Source organism: Clostridium ljungdahlii DSM 13528 (assembly GCF_000143685.1).
Lineage (GTDB): Bacteria > Bacillota > Clostridia > Clostridiales > Clostridiaceae > Clostridium_B > Clostridium_B ljungdahlii.
This window is the reverse complement of record NC_014328.1, coordinates 3,133,487-3,149,870: the sequence shown is the minus strand read 5'-3', so window position 1 is coordinate 3,149,870 and position 16,384 is coordinate 3,133,487. Positions and strand designations below refer to the sequence as shown.

Below are 16,384 nucleotides of genomic sequence, written 5' to 3'. Positions count from 1 at the left end.
TATTTTAAATATAGTTTTATTTTTCAAGAAAGGAAGATATAAAGATATGGGATTAGATAAAATATTTTTTAGAAAATTTTTACAAAGTGCCTTTTCGGACACTGTAGCAGTTAAGTATTGGGATGGTTCTGAAGAAAAGTATGGAGAGGGAGACATAAAATTTAAAGTATGTATGAATAAGCCCATTTCTGAAAAAGACATATTGCGAGATCCTTTTCTTACTCTAGGAGAGGCATATATGGACGGGATTCTTGATTTTGAAGGAAATATTAGAGAAATATTAGAATCAGTATATAAGAATAGAGAAAGCTTTTTAAATAAAGCGGATATATTTTCTAAAGTGTACAAAATACTTCCAAATACTTTAAAGAGAAGCAAAACTGATGTACAGTATCACTATGACCAGGGAAATGATTTCTACAGTTTATGGCTTGATAAAACAATGAGTTATTCTTGTGCATATTTTAAGCATGAAAATGATTCCCTTTATCAGGCACAATTAAATAAGGTAGATCATATATTGAAAAAGCTTAATTTAAAAGAGGGACAAACACTTTTAGATATAGGATGTGGATGGGGAGAACTCATTCTCATGGCTGCAAAAAAATATGGAGTAAAGGCTGTAGGTATAACTTTAAGTAAGGAACAGTTAAAAAAGGCAAATGAAAGAATAGAGGAAAATAATTTGCAGGGAAAAGTTGAAGTTAAACTTGCAGATTATAGAGAACTTGCAGATAAAAAACAAAAATTTGATAGAATAGTAAGTGTAGGAATGATTGAACATGTGGGAAGAAAAAATCTGTCCACTTATATGGAAGATGTAAGAGATATGCTAAATCCAGGAGGAGTATCACTTCTTCATTGTATTACTGCACAAACAGAAGGAGAAGTGAATGAATGGATAAAGAGATACATATTCCCAGGAGGATATATACCATCTATAAGAGAGTTAGTTAGTTTAATGGCAGATAATGATCTTCACCTTGTGGATGCAGAAAGTTTGAGACTTCATTATTTTAAAACATTAAAATGTTGGGCTGAAAATTTTGAAGGTGCTATAGATGAAGTTAAAAAAATGAAGGATACTAGATTTATAAGAATGTGGAGACTTTACTTAAATGCCTGTGCTGCTTCATTTCATTACGGGGTAGTAGATATACATCAGTTTGTATTTACAAAAGGACTTAATAATGAATTGCCAATGACAAGAAAATATTTGTATGAAGATTAAAATTATTGTAAAATCAGGGTTATAGACCCTGATTTTTTAAGTAGTATAATTACTCATTAAAAAAATTAATTTAAAAAAGTGGGTGATGAAAATAAAGTATGAAGAAATAAGAGAAATACTTTTTAAAAATGATTTCCAAGGAAATAGTCTTGTTATAGATGGAATAAGCGGCAGTGGCAAAACTACTTTAGCACAAGAAAAATATAGACATATGATTGAATCTCAAAAAATTAAAAGTGAAGAGATTTTAATATTTGTTATGAATTTAAATCAGATAATAGCATGGAGGAGGAATATTTCTTTTAATTTTTGCGGTCAGTGTAAAATAAAAACTTATGCTAATTTTGTAAAAGAAGAAATTATAAAATATTGGCCAATTATTGAAAAAAGCTGTAAACTTATAGGAAAAAGTGAAATACGACCTGAATTTGTAAATTATGATACTTCAAAGTACATGATGAAAATGCTAATTGATTATTATAGAAAAAGAAAAGGATACTTTTTAGATGTAACAGTGGAGTCTAAAAAAATGGCTGGCATTTTCGTTTCAAACATGAGTCAAGCTGCATGTTCATTAATTGATATGGATAAAATAGGACACAGGTTATATAATTCTTTAAAATTGAAGAAAAATGTAAATGCTCAGAATTTTGATAAGATGGATGAAGTAATAATGCATTACGCAAAAAGTTTTTTGAATTCAGGAACTATTGATATAGCTATGGCAATACAACTTTATAACAAATATTTACTTAAAGATGAAGGTTATTTAAAAAAGCTTCGGAATATAAAATATGTACTGGTAGATGACATGGATGAAATGTGTGCTGCTGAACTTAATTTAGTAGAAGTAATTTCTAAAAATGCACATAGGTGTTACTTTTTTTCTAACATGGAGGCAGGGTTTTGCAATTCCAATGGTTCAGATATAGATTTTATAAAGAAAAGTAAATTTTTTAACGGTAAACTTATAAATTTAGAGGAACATTTTTTATGTAGTTCTGAGTTTTGTCACATTTTAGAAAGTCCCAATAAATTCAAATACTCAGATAATATTTATACGGATATAGGCGCCTCCCTAAGAAGTGAAATGATTGAAAAAATCGGAGATAAATTAAAGGAGCTTATAGATGATGGGACGTCTCCGGAAGATATAGCTATTATATGTCCTATAAATGATTTTGTATTGAGTTATGAATTACAAAGTAGGTTTAAAGATGCACCTTTTGAAATCAATAATTTAGGAAAGAAAAACAAATTGATGGATAATGCATATGTTCACTGCATTATGATGATTATATGTATGTGTATTGAAGACATAGAATATGACTTTACAATGGATGATTATAGAAAGTTTTTTTCAACGCTTTTAGTTACAGATGCAAAAACTTCATGGATTTTATCTAATGAAGTTGTAAATTTTCGAAAGCTAGGGGATTTAACGGATACTCAAAAGAACATTATGGGAGATGAGAGAGCCTCTAAATATAACTATATTGTAAATTGGATAAGAAACTGCAGCAAAAATATTAGAAGTGATAGTATAGATATGCCAGAGCTTATAAGACTAATATTTTTAAATATTATGATAGAACTTCCGGATTCAAGAGAAAACATAAGTATATGTGAAAATTTAGGTGAATTGGCAGATAGGTTTATAAATACTCTTGATAAATTTAAAACGATAGATAACCCATCACAAAAATTCGTAGATTTTGCAATAAACGAAGCTGAAAGTTTTTGTTCCTTTAGAGACATAGAAAATATGTATTTTGAAAAAAAAGGTATAATTTTAAGCAGTGCCTCTAATTTTCTAACCAGTAATATGAAAAGTTCTGTACAAATTTGGACTGATGTGACGAGTAATTTGTGGAGTCCTAGAAATATAAAAAAATTTTCAAATGACTGTGTGTTAAAGAAGAGTTGGAATGAAAATGTTGTGTATACAGAGGAAATAGAAACAAGAAATAGAAAGAAAAATTTATATAGTGTAGCCAAAGCACTTTTAAGGAAATGTAGTGGTAGAATATATTTATATGGAAGTGAATATTCTGAAATGGGATATGAACAAAATGGAGGATATATGGATATATGAAATTTAGAGATGATCAGCTGCCTATAATGCAATATAAAGGAGGTACTATGGCAGTTTCTGCAGTGCCTGGGGCAGGGAAAACCTTTATTACAGCACAGCTTGTTTGCAAAATAATAGAAGAAAAATTAAACAAGCCTGGAAAAGTACTTGTAGTTACATACATGAATAGTGCTGTAAATAACTTTAAAAATAGAATTTCTCACATGCTTGAGGAGAGAGGAATAGATTCAAATAGCGACTATGAAGTTATGACAATACATGGCCTTGCAATGAAAGTATTACAGGAGAGGCCGGATGCAGCAGGGTTAGATGAAAATTTTAAGGTCATAGATGATTTACAGAAGATCTTCTATTTAGATAATGCTGTAAAGATATGGAGAAAGCTTGGAGGAGAAAAGATATACAGAAGTCTTTTAAGTGAGTATGGCACTAAAAAATATGATGAAAAAAGTGAGAGATGGTGGAAAGATTTTTTACAAATATCAGACGTGCTTATAAGTGAATTAAAATTAAACGGAATAACTCCTGAAAAAGTAGAAGAAAACAGAGAGCTTTTAGGAAACAATAGCATAATTTATATTTTAAATTATATTTATTTCAGATATGAGAAAATGTTGAATCTAAATGGATATGTGGACTATAATGACATACTTGTACTTGCTTATAAGGCACTTATTTCAGATGAGGATTTGAGAAAAAAGTTTCAACAAAAATATAGTTTTGTATTTGAAGATGAATGTCAGGATTCAAATTTGGTGCAGTGCGATATACTGTCCATTATTTCTGAAAGGGTAGGTGCAGATAATAAGAAGAGAGAATGTAATTTGGTTCGGGTAGGAGATTTAAATCAAAGTATAATGGGAAGTTTTACATCTTCAAATCCCATATATTTTAAACAATTCTTAAGAGAAGCAGATAAAAACTATGTAATGAACAGAGCAGGCAGAAGCACAAGAAATATAATGAATTTAGCTAATTCTTTAGTTGAATACACCGTAAAAAATCATCCAGAGAAAAGATGTAGAGAGGCACTTAGATATCAAAAAATACATCCTATAGAAGATGTAGAAGATTTGAAAAATCCAGAAGTTGATGAATACGGCATCTATGCATACAGCATGAGTTCTTGGGAAGATGTGAAAAAAAGGACTATAGAAGTGGTAAAAAGTTTTAAAAGCAAGCATTCAGATATGACACTTGCCATATTGATTCCCTTTAACAGCCATGTAAAAGAAATAGCAGAAGAGCTTAGAAAAAATAAAATAGAATGTGATGAACTGTCAAGCACATCTTCAGAGAGGCTCAAAATCATAAATATTTTGGGGAAAATATTAGGCTTTTTAGGAGAACCGGACAGCCCGGTGAAATTTAGAGATTTGATGTATGAAATTATAGAGGGGGACAATGAAAAAAAGAATGTTATAATTAATAATATTACAAGTTTTAAAATTGAGGACATAATAAAAGAAAGTGTATTTAAGACTACGTCTGTTTGTAAATTAGAGGAGATAGACAAGAATATATTTGAAGATTTTATATGTAAATTAAGAATGGTAAAAGATATATTGGCCAATTTGAATATGCCTTTGCAAGAATTGATTCTATATATAGGTTATGAACTTAAATTAAATAATGAAGATAAAGCTATTCTTCAATATGTAGCATCTTATGTAAGGCATAAGAATGCTGAAAATAATTCTATGACTTTGGATGAAATTTCACAGGAGCTTTTAGATGTAAGAAGTTCTGCATTTACACATATATGCAATGTAATTTATGACATAAGAGGATATGAGCCAGTTCCAGAGAAAGTCACGGTTACAACTTATCATAAATCGAAGGGATTAGAATGGGACTGCGTATTTTTGTTGTATTTAAATAATTACATATATCCCTATAGTATTAAGGGAAAATTTAGATCAGAACACTATTACTTTAAAGATGAATTTAAAAATCCCACAGCTATAGGAAAAGCAGAAGTGCAAAAACTACTTCAAAATGATGTTTGCTACAATCCTATTATAAAGGCTAGGGAAGAAGTGATATGTGAAAAAATACGACTTTTGTATGTAGCTATAACCAGGGCAAAGAAATACTTAATACTTATGGCCCACTATGATGAAAACAAAAAAGATTGCCCATCTAAGTATTTTGAAATCATAAAAAAGTTCATTTGTGAGAATAAACAGAGTTCTTAGCATCAGATAGAGTTTTGGCTCCACATGATGCTTATTAACAGGCTTCTTAGTGCTTCAGCACTTAGAAGGCGTTGTCCTTTAGGAAAAATCGTTATCCAGGGATCTAGCTACTCTTTACTTCCACTTGGAGAAAAGCAGATATCCCAAATCTTTGATTTGGTGATAGTCGCTTTCACAGAGTGCGTGGAGTATTAGAGCAGGTAGTCATCGGATAAAATTTAGAATGTATAAGTGGTGAAAGTTTTGGATATAAGGAAATTGGAATATTTTTATTACAGTCAAAATTCTATAAATGCATTTATAAAATGTCCTCTTAAGTTTAGGCTAAAGTATTTGGAAAACTTGTCTTGGAAGAGGGAAGGTTCCATAGAAGAAAATTATTATGAGAATATAAAGCAGGGTCTGGATTTTCATTTAATATGTGAAAGGTATTTTGCAGGGATTCCTTTAGGAAAACTAAATAATGATGATTTAATAAAAAAAGTAAATTCTTTAAAGGACACATTTAAAATAGACAGAAAAAATGATTATTTAGTAGAGTATGAAGTGAAGATGACAAAAGATGTCATGAGACTTCAGGCAAAGTATGATTTGATACTAGTAACACCAGATAAAAAAATTCAAATATGGGATTGGAAGACGGAAAATAGAAAATTATCTATAGAGGAGATGAAAAAAAGAGTTCAAACTTTAGTATATATGTATGTATTAGCTGAAAATGTTGAAAATATGTTTGGCTTTGAATGTAAACTGGAAGATATAACAATGAACTTTTGGCAGCCTCAATATGAAAATAATATTATAACTATAGGGTATAGCAAAAAGGCTCATATTGAAAATGAAAAGTACTTGAGTAAAATAATAAAAAATATAAACTCCTATGATTTTTATAGTGTTAATACCAAACTTTACTCATCTCATTGTAAGTTTTGTGAGTTTAATTATCTTTGCAATAATCAAAAAATTTATTAATCGTAATATATGGAAATAAATATATTTATTATGGATAATGGGCTTATAAGTAGGGTTTTGAGTACTATATTGTGAAATTTCACAATATTGCGTATAAACATAAAAAATCACCTTTTTCATGTATAATAAATCAGGTATATTACGAAAAAGGGGATAAAATTATGGATATAAGTAACTTTGTTGTTTTGAAGGAGCATAAAAACGGGGACTTTGAATATGGAATAAAGCTAATACCAAAACGTGCAATGGACAAATTTGTAGATAGCATTTTTATTTCTAATGTGAGCAATGCAGGAGGATGCAGCAATTATAAAATTTCTTTCCAAAAAAGGTGCGGCTTTAATACTGTACTAAATGATTTTAAACTTGGAGAAAAAGATTTTTTAAGGTATATAGAATTTTTAAGTGAATTTAAAAGTTCTAGTTTTAAAAGCAGTAAGTTTAAAGTACGCAATTTTGGAGAAATGGAATTGACTTACTTGCAGAGTGATATGATAAAGATATCTTCAACAAATAACTGTAATAGATTGTTTTTTACCATATCAAAAGAAGAACTAGCATATTATATATGGATTTTAAAGAAAGTCCACAGGGAAAATTTGGACAACTCTTTTGATCTTTATAAAAATCCTACTATGAACCCTATAACTAGTCTGGATAAAAGAAAATTGTATACTGAAATTTTGTATATTTTGATAGATGAAGCTTTGGACAGCAATAATAAAAAATTATTTTACTCGTTGTGTAACAAGTTGAAAAAAAGTTGCTGGAAAGTTAACTAATAGTTGACTTCCTGGCAGCTTTTTTTAATGTATAATTCACTATCTCTTCACTCTAAAGTGATATTCAGGGGTGTTTTCTGTAATTGCTTTGAATTCATATCCCAATTCTTTGTAGTGTTTTATTATTTTAGAGAGTACCACACAGGTGTTTTTATTTTGACCGTCACAATGAGCAAGTAAAAATATTTTATTTGGATTGACACACTTTCCAGTACCTTCCCTGTATAACTTGTCAACTGATGTATTGTAGTCAATGCCATCGGACAAAGACAAATTCCAATCATATATCTTATAGCCTGAAGAATGAAGTTTTTCAAGAAGTGAATTGGTTAAGTGGCCATTACTTCCTGTGGGAAATCTTATTATTTTAGGTGCAAATCCTACTACTTTTTCAACTTCGATGCCGGTTTTATTCATTTCATCGATAAAAGAATCAGAATTTGAATATATTTTACTTGATTTATGAGTATATGTATGGAGACCTATACTGTTACCTTCGTTGAATATTCTTTTTACTATATCCTCTCTTCCTTGAATTTTACAGCCTATTAGGAAAAAAGTGGCCTTTACGTTTTCTTCTTTTAAAATATCAAGTATTTTTGGTGTAACTTCTGTACTTGGCCCATCATCGAAAGTAAGATATATTGTTTTATTGCAGGAAATTTCTTTTGAGGTGTTTGGTGAAGATGCAAAAACTGTAGAATTTAAGCTTATACATAAAATATAGAATATGGTTAATAAAAAATATTTAACTTTCATTAAAATGTCCCTTCTATTCCTAGTTTTTATCTATAATAGTATGTGCTCTTATAAATTTTTTTATCCGATCGCTGTCAGTGCTAATACACCCATTTTTATCAAAATGGGTGATAAGCACTGCTACGCGCCTGGATAAGTTCTTCTAAGGTTTAGCTTGAGAAAGTTATTCTTATAAGCAAACTCCATCTGAACCTAAGAATCACTTGATAAGTTTATAACAGGAAAATTGTAAAAATAGATTTTGTCTATAGCATATAAGTGTGATAATATATGTTATATTGGCTTTTTATGATATTTTAATTATTTTTATGTATACGAGGTGAAAGATAGTGGAAGTTTATTTTGACAACAGTGCAACAACTAGACCTTATGATGAAATAATAAATTCAATGGCAGAAACTATGAAAAATTATTATGGAAATCCCTCTTCTTCTTATTCTCTAGGATTGAAAGCAGAGTTAAAGATGAATGAAAGTAGAGATATAGTGGCACATACCTTAAATTGTAGTAGAGATGAAATAATATTTACTTCCGGTGGCAGTGAAAGCAATAACTTTTTAATAAGGGGTTTTATAAAACCTGGGCAGCAAATTATAACTACAAAGATAGAACACCCCAGTGTCTTAAATACCTGTAAAGCTCTTGAAAGAGAAGGAATAAAGGTTATTTATTTAGATGTAGATGATAGTGGGAAAATAGATCTTGAAGAACTTAAAAGAAGCATTAATAAAGAAACTAGAATAGTAAGTATAATGCACACTAATAATGAAATTGGAACGGTACAGGACATAGAAACTATAGGAAAGATTATAAAAGAAAAAAATAGTGGAGTAAAGTTCCATGTAGATGCAGTTCAAGCCTATGGAAAGTATGATATTGATGTTAAAAAATGCAATATAGATTTGTTATCTGCAAGTGGACACAAAATACATGGACCAAGAGGAATAGGTATTGCCTATGTAAAAAAAGGTCTTAGACCTGAACCGCTTATATATGGAGGGGGACAGGAAAAAGGGTTTAGATCGGGCACTGAAAATTTAGCAGCTGTTGTTGGATTTGCAGAAGCGGCGGAGAAAGTGTACAAAAATAGAAAAGAAAGTTTTAGTAAAGTAACATGTGTAAAAAATTATTTTATAGAAAAACTTAAAGCTATATCCAATATTAAAATAAATAGTGATGGAAGTGACTATTCACCTTATGTATTAAGTGTATCTTTTATAGGTGTAAGAGGAGAAGTATTACTACACTTGTTGGAGGAAAAAGGTATATATGTATCTACAGGGTCTGCATGTTCTGCTAAAAATAATGAAGATAGTCATGTGCTTAAAGCTCTGGGATTGAAGAAGGAAGAAACCAAAGGAACTATAAGATTTAGTTTTGATGAAGATAATTCAAAAGATGAAGTTGATTATACCTTAAATGTATTGAACGAATCTTTAAAATTTTTAAGGAGTGTGGGTAAATGAGAAAATTGCTACTTTTAAAATATGCTTCAGAAATATTTTTAAAGGGATTAAATAAAGGCAAATTTGAGAAGAAGTTAAAGGATAATATAAAAAATGTTCTTGGAGAAACCAAATACGATTTTGTGGTAGATGAGGGAAGATGGTTTATAGGCTGTGATGATATGGATGAAGCTATTGCAAAATTAAAAAAGGTATTTGGAATAGCTGAAATTTGTATAGTAGATGAAGTAGAACCAGATATGGATAGTATAAAGGAACAATGCCTTAAAAGTATACAGCAAAATTCAGGAACTACTTTTAAAGTAGTGACTAAGAGGGCAAATAAGAAATTCCCCCTTAATTCTATGGAGGTAAGTAGGGAAGTTGGAGCTCATATTTTAAAAAATGATGAAAATTTAACAGTAGATGTAAGAAAACCAGATTTTTTTGTAAATATAGAGATAAGAGATAGTGCTTATGTATATTCGAAAAGGATAAAAGCCATAGGTGGAATGCCTTATGGAACAAATGGAAGCACAATGCTTATGCTTTCAGGAGGAATAGATTCCCCGGTAGCCGGATATATGATGGCTAGAAGGGGAGTCAGATTAAATTGTGTATACTTCCACAGCCATCCTTATACTAGTGAAAGAGCTAAGGAAAAAGTTAAGGAATTAGCTAGAATATTAAAGGGGTATACAGGAAGCATAAATCTTTATGTAGCACCTTTTACAGAAATACAAATGCAGATAATTAAAAATTGCAGGGAAGACGAACTAACTATAATAATGAGACGATTCATGATGAGAGTAGCTTGCAAGTTAGCGGAGAAATACAATGTTGATTCGGTAACTACAGGTGAAAGTGTTGGTCAGGTGGCAAGTCAAACCATGGAAGGGTTAATTGTAAGCAACGACGTAGCAGATAGACCAGTCTTCAGGCCTCTTATTGCCATGGATAAAGTAGACATAATGGATGAAGCAAGAAAAATTGGTACTTATGAAACTTCAATACTTCCTTATGAAGATTGCTGCACTATATTTGTGCCAAAGCATCCTAAAACTAGGCCTAGAGTTTCCGAAATAAGAAAGGCTGAAAGTGTTTTGGATATAGAAAGCTTGGTAGAAGAAGCAGTTAAAAATACGGAACTTTTCAATTAAAAAAAGGAGGACAGCTTTACCTATTGTAGTGGCTGTACCTCCTTTTTTAATTATTCTTCGCATCCATGACAGCTGTCACAGCTGCTGCAATTAGAAGTCTGGGGCTTGAATACAGGCTCTAAAGTAAATCCTCCAAGTCCATTTTCACTTCCACACAGCAATATAAAACCGCTAAATTGTACAAACAGATCACTATCTACGATAAAAGTTATGTCTTTTACTTTTTGAATCAAATCATGATCTTTTTTTTCATCTACAGATATGTTAAAAGATGGTCCATGGCAGGTCATGCCAGCCAAATATATTCTTATTGCACCAGAAGTTGCGTTATTCTCATCTAAAAATTTTTTGAATTCCTGGTAGGCTATATCACTTATTTTTAAAAAATCCATATAAAAAACCTCTCTTAAAATTATATTTTGTATACTCATTGTATCAAAAATCTTAAATTTATACCATTAAAAATTGTGATAAAATATAACTTGTAATAATTCAAAGTGAATTTTTAATGAATTGGAGAGATAAGTATGAATAAAAAGGATTTGGCAAGTATAAGGAAAGAGTTTAAACTAGGAAGTTATGTACTTCCTATTAAAGAGGTATACAGTGTGTATTTAAAAAAGGATAATGGAGAAATAATAACTAGGGAACTGGAACATTTTGAGATGATGGAAGTGGAAAAAAGAGAGTTGTATTTGAATAACTTTAAAAAAGTGCTTACGGGAACTCTGGATTCTAAAATATTTGAGTTGGACTTTAAAGAAAGCAGCGGCGATGAAGATGGTGAGCACACTCAAAATATATTATATCAAGCGCTAAATTCTGGACAAAGTATAGCTGAATTTGGAGATAAAATAGTAGATAAAGTTTCTAAAAATTACACTTATGATACAGATGTAGTTATAAATTTTATAAAAGCAGAATATTATAATGCAGATAAGAAAAAGGGAAACGAGGATTCTCCAGAGGAATATGTACATGCTATAGAATTTATATTGTGTAGTGTAAATAAGGTGGAGATTCCCAAAAAGGTACTAAAATTTGATTATGCTGAAATGAGATTTAAACCAAATTCTGCACTGGATATGGTTATAAATTTAAATTCACCGCTAGATGGATTTATGTTTCCAAGTTTTTCTTCCCAGTATGTAGATGTAAATAAAGTTATATATTATTCTCAAAAGGCAAAACAAATAAACAGTGCTTTTGTACAAAAAGTATTAAATTGTACTATAAAGCCTACAGCGGTAGAAGAAAAAGAAAGTTTTAATGCTATATTAGGTACGGCAGCAGGAGGCAAAATAAATTCCGATACCATGCAGGAAATATATGAAAAAATGAATGAAAAACTAAGTGAAGAAGAAGAGGATGAGGAAGAAACTACTTTAGATATGAAACAAGTGACGGAAGTGCTTGGAGAAAGCGGTATAGAAAATCCACAAGTTGTAAAAAGCGCATTTGAGGAAGTATGTGGGGGAGACTATGAATTTAAAGTTAGAAATATAATTCCTGATTTTAAAAGTAAATCTATAAAGATAGAAAATGAAGATACAAGTATAACTATAAATCCTCACGACTTAGGAAGTGTAAAACAGGTAGTAAATAAAAGTGGTAGAAAGTGCCTACTCATAGAATTAAAAGATGATATGGTGGTAAATGGTCTTAAACTTGAAACTGAAAAAATGGAAGATTATATATAAGTTTTAGTATTTGGTCTACATTTAAGTGCTTAAAGAACCATAGTATTATGAGAAATACTTATATAGGTTTATGACAAAGTATGATATAATAAATTAAAAAATTTTTCTGATTTGATTTTCCGTAAAGAAAATATTACTTAGAAATTAAGTCATTAAAGAATAGTGTAGATTTAAGGCTATAGGGTAAGCAATTTAAATTATTAATTAAGGGGAGTGGGCGTATTGGAAAATGCAATATACATGCTTCAGAAAAAGTTAAAACAATCAAATATTGAATTTATATTTTCAGGAACATTTTCTCAAGGACTAATAGAAGAACTTGGAATAGCTCTAAAACAGAGAATGCAGCTTCAGCAAGCTAAAAAGAGGAAGATTAGCTCGGCTTTTTTTACTTTTGTTGAACAAACACAAAATATTAAACAATATGAAGTATCAAAAGAAAATACAGAAGATTTTTTGGCTATAGTTGGATCTGGTGTAATAGCTATTTCAAAAACTGATTCAGGATATTGTGTAAACTCAGGTAATACTATATTAAACACAGATATTTCAAGTTTGAAAGAAAAGCTAGATAAAATAATATCTATGAATGATGAAGAGCTTACTAATTATTTTAGAGAAGTATCAAGAAGAGAAGTCGATATGAATAGGGGAAGGTGCGGGCTTGGTTTGATTCAAATTGCAAGAAAAGCCACTAAAAAAGTTGAATATAACTTTGAGAGAATAGATGACAGTTACTCTTATTACACATTAACTGTTACGGTATGAGGTGAAAAATGAATAATTTTATGGTTGAAAGTACCAAAAGTACTCCCTATGTAGAGTTTAGTCCAGAATATAATGAACTGATTTTCAAAGGAGAGTCTTATCCAGAGAATGCCTATAGCTTTTATGAACCCATTTATAAATTAATAGATGAATATTTTATTAATTTTCAAAAGTTAACTGTAAATTTTCAGCTTTCATATATCAATACTAGCAGTATAAAGTGCTTAATTATATTGTTTGATAAGCTCAATACTAATTATAAAAATGGAAAAGAAATTATTACAAACTGGTATTATGATGAAGATAATGGTTTTGATTATGACATGGGACAAGACTTTAAAATGGATATAGATATTCCTTTTAACTTTATTGCAATTAATGATGAGGAATAAGAAATGAAGAAAAAAGAGTCACCTAAAGAATTTAGCCGATCTTATATAAAAAATATTTTTAGAATAATTTTTATATCTGGTATAATTATATCTTTTGCAGTAATTGCTACAGCCTTTTTAGGATATATAAATATAAAAAATTCTCTTATAGCTAAAGCTAAGTCTCAAGATATTGTTTTTATGGTAAAATCAATGGCATCTAAGATAGATGGACGTATTAGCAGAGCTGTTGAAACTTCTTATATTTTTGCAAGAGATCCCTTGAATGTAGAGTGGGTAAATGGAGAAGAAAAGGATCAAAAGGTTGGAAAATTGGTTCTAAGTAATTTGGAAAGTATTGCAACTTCCTATGATTACAATTATTTTTTTATAGCAGGAGTAAAAACAAAAAATTATTATTTTAGGCAAAGTTTAAATAAAAACGATAAAAATTTTATAGTGTTATCGGAAAACAATCCTGAGGACAGATGGTTTTTTGAAACTCTTAAATCTAAAAAGCAAATGAGTTTTAATGTAAATTATGATCGTGTAATGGATGATACTTTTCTTTTTGTAAATACAATTATGGGAAGTGTAGAAAACCCTGTTGGTATAACAGGTGTTGCTTTAAGTCTCAACAACATAACAAAGGAATTTAAAGAATTTAAAGTAGGTAAAAAAAGCAACCTTTGGATGGTAGATGAAAAAGGTGTAATTAAACTGTCTGATAAAAGAGAAGATGTAGGAAAAAAAGTTGAAGAGTTTTTACCAAAAGATGTTGTTAAGCAGATTCAAAATCGACCTCTAAATGTTAAAGTAGCACAATATTATGATTCTAATGATGAAATTATGGACTATGCTTACTGTAAGTTAAACTCAACTGATTGGACTCTATTTTATGAAATTCCGAGAAAAGAAAGCATTTCTCTTATTAACTCGCTAAAAATTAATACTGTAATAACTGTAATCTTAGTTTTGTTATTTTTTATGCTTTTATATTACTTTATTTCTAAAAAAATCGCCAATCCATATAAACAGGCTATGATGATTAATGAGGAACTTGAAAATAAGGTCAGTGTGAGGACCCGAGAGCTTCAGGAGTCTAACGAAAAAATAAAAGATAGCATTGAATATGCTAAAAGACTGCAGGAGTCTATCTTGCCTTTAGATAAGGAAATGAAAAAAGTTTTTATGGATAGTTTTGTGATTTGGAAACCTAGGGATATAGTTGGAGGAGACTTTTTCTGGCTAAGAGAAATTAAAGATATGATTATATTAGCAGTAGGGGATTGTACAGGCCATGGTGTTCCAGGTGCACTTATGACTATGACTGTAAATGCAATATTACATGATATAGTAACTACTATAAATAGTGATGATCCTAGTACAATTTTAAAAGAACTTCATGTAAGGCTTAAGGAAACTTTAAATAAAAGTTCTAATCCTCAAAGTATAGATGATGGGCTGGATATAGCATTATTTTGTATAGATAAAAAATCTAATGTGATGTATTGTGGTGCTAATTTGGATTTATATATTAAGCGTGGTAAAGAAGTAAAAATTGTGAAACCTCAAACTAGAGGAGTTGGATATGATTATATAGAATTAAATCAATCTCTATGCAGTGAAGTTATATCAGCTGAGGAAGGAGATATACTTATTGTTAGTACAGATGGTTTTATCCACCAAAATGGAGGATCAAAAAACTATCCTTTTGGAAAGAAACGTTTGTATAATATGATACAAAAATGTGAAGCTCAAGATTTGGGTTCAATGAAAATTGAATTTGAAACAGTATTGCAGAATTACATGGGAAACAAGGAACAGAGAGATGATATTACTGTTTTTGCATTTAAATTAAAATAACTATAGATGTGGGGGGAAAGTAATGCCAGGTGATTCTGATTTTTTCGAAGCTGAAAAAGCATTGATTAAAGAAGCTCGAGAATTAATTAAAGGTGAAAAGTGTGATAAAAAAACTTTATTGAAAAGTTTTACTATTCTTACTGAACAGTTTGATAAACTCATAAGAGATGTGGAAAAGATAATAAAAATTAGTGATGGTCAACAAGAATACCTTCATAGAATTCAAGGTGATTTGAAAAAGGAAATTGAAGATAGAATAAGAGCAGAAGAAAAACTAAAATATTTTGCAGCTATAGATTCACTTACAGGATGCTATAATAGAGGTATGGGATTAGCATTTTTAGATACTGAATTGAATGCTATAAAGAGAAATAAGAGTTTCTTTTCTATATGTTATATAGATGTAAATGGATTGAAATATGTAAATGATAATTTTGGACACTTCGAAGGCGATGAACTTCTAGTAATGGTTTGTAGATTTATAAAAAAAGTTATAAGAAGTAATGATATTTTATGTAGATTAGGAGGAGATGAATTTTTAATTATTTTTTCAAATAGCAAAAAGGAAAATGTAGAAAAAGCTATAGAAAGAATTAATTTTGACATAAATTCAGAAAATGAAAAGAAGCTGAAGCCTTATTCTGTTTCATTTAGTTATGGGATATTCCAAGTGGATTATGGTAATAGTTTAAGTATTGATGAAATTATACAAAGGGCAGATGCAAAAATGTATGAAAATAAACAAAAATGTAAGAAATTAGGCTAAACTTAAAATTGAGATCCATATGGGGTTTCTAGCTTGAAAGTTAACTTATACGAATCATGTAATGACAAATTTCATCACGTTAAAAACTTTAATAAGTCTAAAGCTCGGCATTTTGAAAATCTAAGAAGCTTAGCTAAACTCATACTTCAAACATATCTAAGTTCCTAATATTTTCTAAAATACCTCGCTAAAATTTATTGAAAAGTTTTCAAATGTGCTTTCAATTTTGTCATTACATTTTATGTATAAGTTGATTTTTTTGATTAGAGAC

Annotated in this window: 14 protein-coding genes; 12 read left to right on the top strand and 2 right to left on the bottom strand. The window is 29.8% G+C overall.

Annotated features, from left to right (window positions below):
• Window positions 1-46 precede the first annotated feature (46 nt).
• The 5 genes from CLJU_RS14030 to CLJU_RS14010 all read left to right on the top strand — a co-directional run bounded on the left by CLJU_RS14030 (window position 47) and on the right by CLJU_RS14010 (window position 7,278).
• On the top strand, window positions 47-1,231 hold the full coding sequence (locus CLJU_RS14030; protein ID WP_013239483.1) for an SAM-dependent methyltransferase: 1,185 nt from the start codon (window positions 47-49) through the stop codon (window positions 1,229-1,231).
• Window positions 1,232-1,316: 85 nt separating this feature from the next.
• Entirely contained in the window at window positions 1,317-3,326 is a 2,010-nt protein-coding gene (locus tag CLJU_RS14025) for a UvrD-helicase domain-containing protein (RefSeq protein WP_013239482.1), read from the top strand.
• Entirely contained in the window at window positions 3,323-5,524 is a 2,202-nt protein-coding gene (locus CLJU_RS14020; RefSeq protein WP_013239481.1) for an ATP-dependent helicase, read from the top strand. The genes CLJU_RS14025 and CLJU_RS14020 overlap by 4 nt, the downstream gene beginning before the upstream one ends.
• 234 nt (window positions 5,525-5,758) lie before the next feature.
• The gene (locus CLJU_RS14015; protein ID WP_242825679.1) at window positions 5,759-6,496 is read left to right on the top strand and encodes a PD-(D/E)XK nuclease family protein; all 738 of its coding nucleotides are present in this window, start codon (window positions 5,759-5,761) and stop codon (window positions 6,494-6,496) included.
• 161 nt (window positions 6,497-6,657) lie between these two features.
• A complete protein-coding gene (locus tag CLJU_RS14010) occupies window positions 6,658-7,278 on the top strand; it encodes an IDEAL domain-containing protein (protein WP_013239479.1) in 621 nt (206 codons plus the stop codon).
• Window positions 7,279-7,317: 39 nt separating this feature from the next.
• Here CLJU_RS14010 and CLJU_RS14005 read toward each other — a convergent pair whose 3' ends face one another.
• Window positions 7,318-8,037, bottom strand: a complete 720-nt coding sequence (locus CLJU_RS14005; protein ID WP_013239478.1) for a polysaccharide deacetylase family protein — start codon at window positions 8,035-8,037, stop codon at window positions 7,318-7,320.
• 329 nt (window positions 8,038-8,366) lie between these two features.
• On the opposite strand from CLJU_RS14005, the gene CLJU_RS14000 reads away from it, so the two are divergent.
• Together CLJU_RS14000 and thiI are read left to right on the top strand one after the other, a co-directional pair.
• Window positions 8,367-9,503: a cysteine desulfurase family protein gene (locus tag CLJU_RS14000; protein ID WP_013239477.1), complete on the top strand. Its 1,137-nt coding sequence runs from the start codon at window positions 8,367-8,369 to the stop codon at window positions 9,501-9,503.
• Window positions 9,500-10,642, top strand: coding sequence for a tRNA uracil 4-sulfurtransferase ThiI (gene thiI, locus CLJU_RS13995; protein ID WP_013239476.1), 1,143 nt, complete (start codon window positions 9,500-9,502; stop codon window positions 10,640-10,642). Before CLJU_RS14000 ends, thiI begins: the two co-directional genes overlap by 4 nt.
• A gap of 50 nt (window positions 10,643-10,692) precedes the next feature.
• Here the strand turns inward: thiI and CLJU_RS13990 are convergent, their stop codons facing one another.
• On the bottom strand, window positions 10,693-11,034 hold the full coding sequence (locus tag CLJU_RS13990) for a HesB-like protein (protein WP_013239475.1): 342 nt from the start codon (window positions 11,032-11,034) through the stop codon (window positions 10,693-10,695).
• 135 nt (window positions 11,035-11,169) lie between these two features.
• On the opposite strand from CLJU_RS13990, the gene CLJU_RS13985 reads away from it, so the two are divergent.
• The 5 genes from CLJU_RS13985 to CLJU_RS13965 all read left to right on the top strand — a co-directional run bounded on the left by CLJU_RS13985 (window position 11,170) and on the right by CLJU_RS13965 (window position 16,113).
• On the top strand, window positions 11,170-12,342 hold the full coding sequence (locus CLJU_RS13985) for a DUF4317 domain-containing protein (protein ID WP_013239474.1): 1,173 nt from the start codon (window positions 11,170-11,172) through the stop codon (window positions 12,340-12,342).
• 222 nt (window positions 12,343-12,564) lie between these two features.
• On the top strand, window positions 12,565-13,110 hold the full coding sequence (locus CLJU_RS13980) for a SiaB family protein kinase (protein ID WP_013239473.1): 546 nt from the start codon (window positions 12,565-12,567) through the stop codon (window positions 13,108-13,110).
• A gap of 8 nt (window positions 13,111-13,118) precedes the next feature.
• On the top strand, window positions 13,119-13,502 hold the full coding sequence (locus CLJU_RS13975; RefSeq protein WP_013239472.1) for a DUF1987 domain-containing protein: 384 nt from the start codon (window positions 13,119-13,121) through the stop codon (window positions 13,500-13,502).
• Between the two features lie 3 nt (window positions 13,503-13,505).
• The gene (locus CLJU_RS13970; RefSeq protein WP_013239471.1) at window positions 13,506-15,347 is read left to right on the top strand and encodes a SpoIIE family protein phosphatase; all 1,842 of its coding nucleotides are present in this window, start codon (window positions 13,506-13,508) and stop codon (window positions 15,345-15,347) included.
• 22 nt (window positions 15,348-15,369) lie between these two features.
• A complete protein-coding gene (locus tag CLJU_RS13965) occupies window positions 15,370-16,113 on the top strand; it encodes a GGDEF domain-containing protein (RefSeq protein ID WP_013239470.1) in 744 nt (247 codons plus the stop codon).
• Window positions 16,114-16,384: the final 271 nt, after the last annotated feature.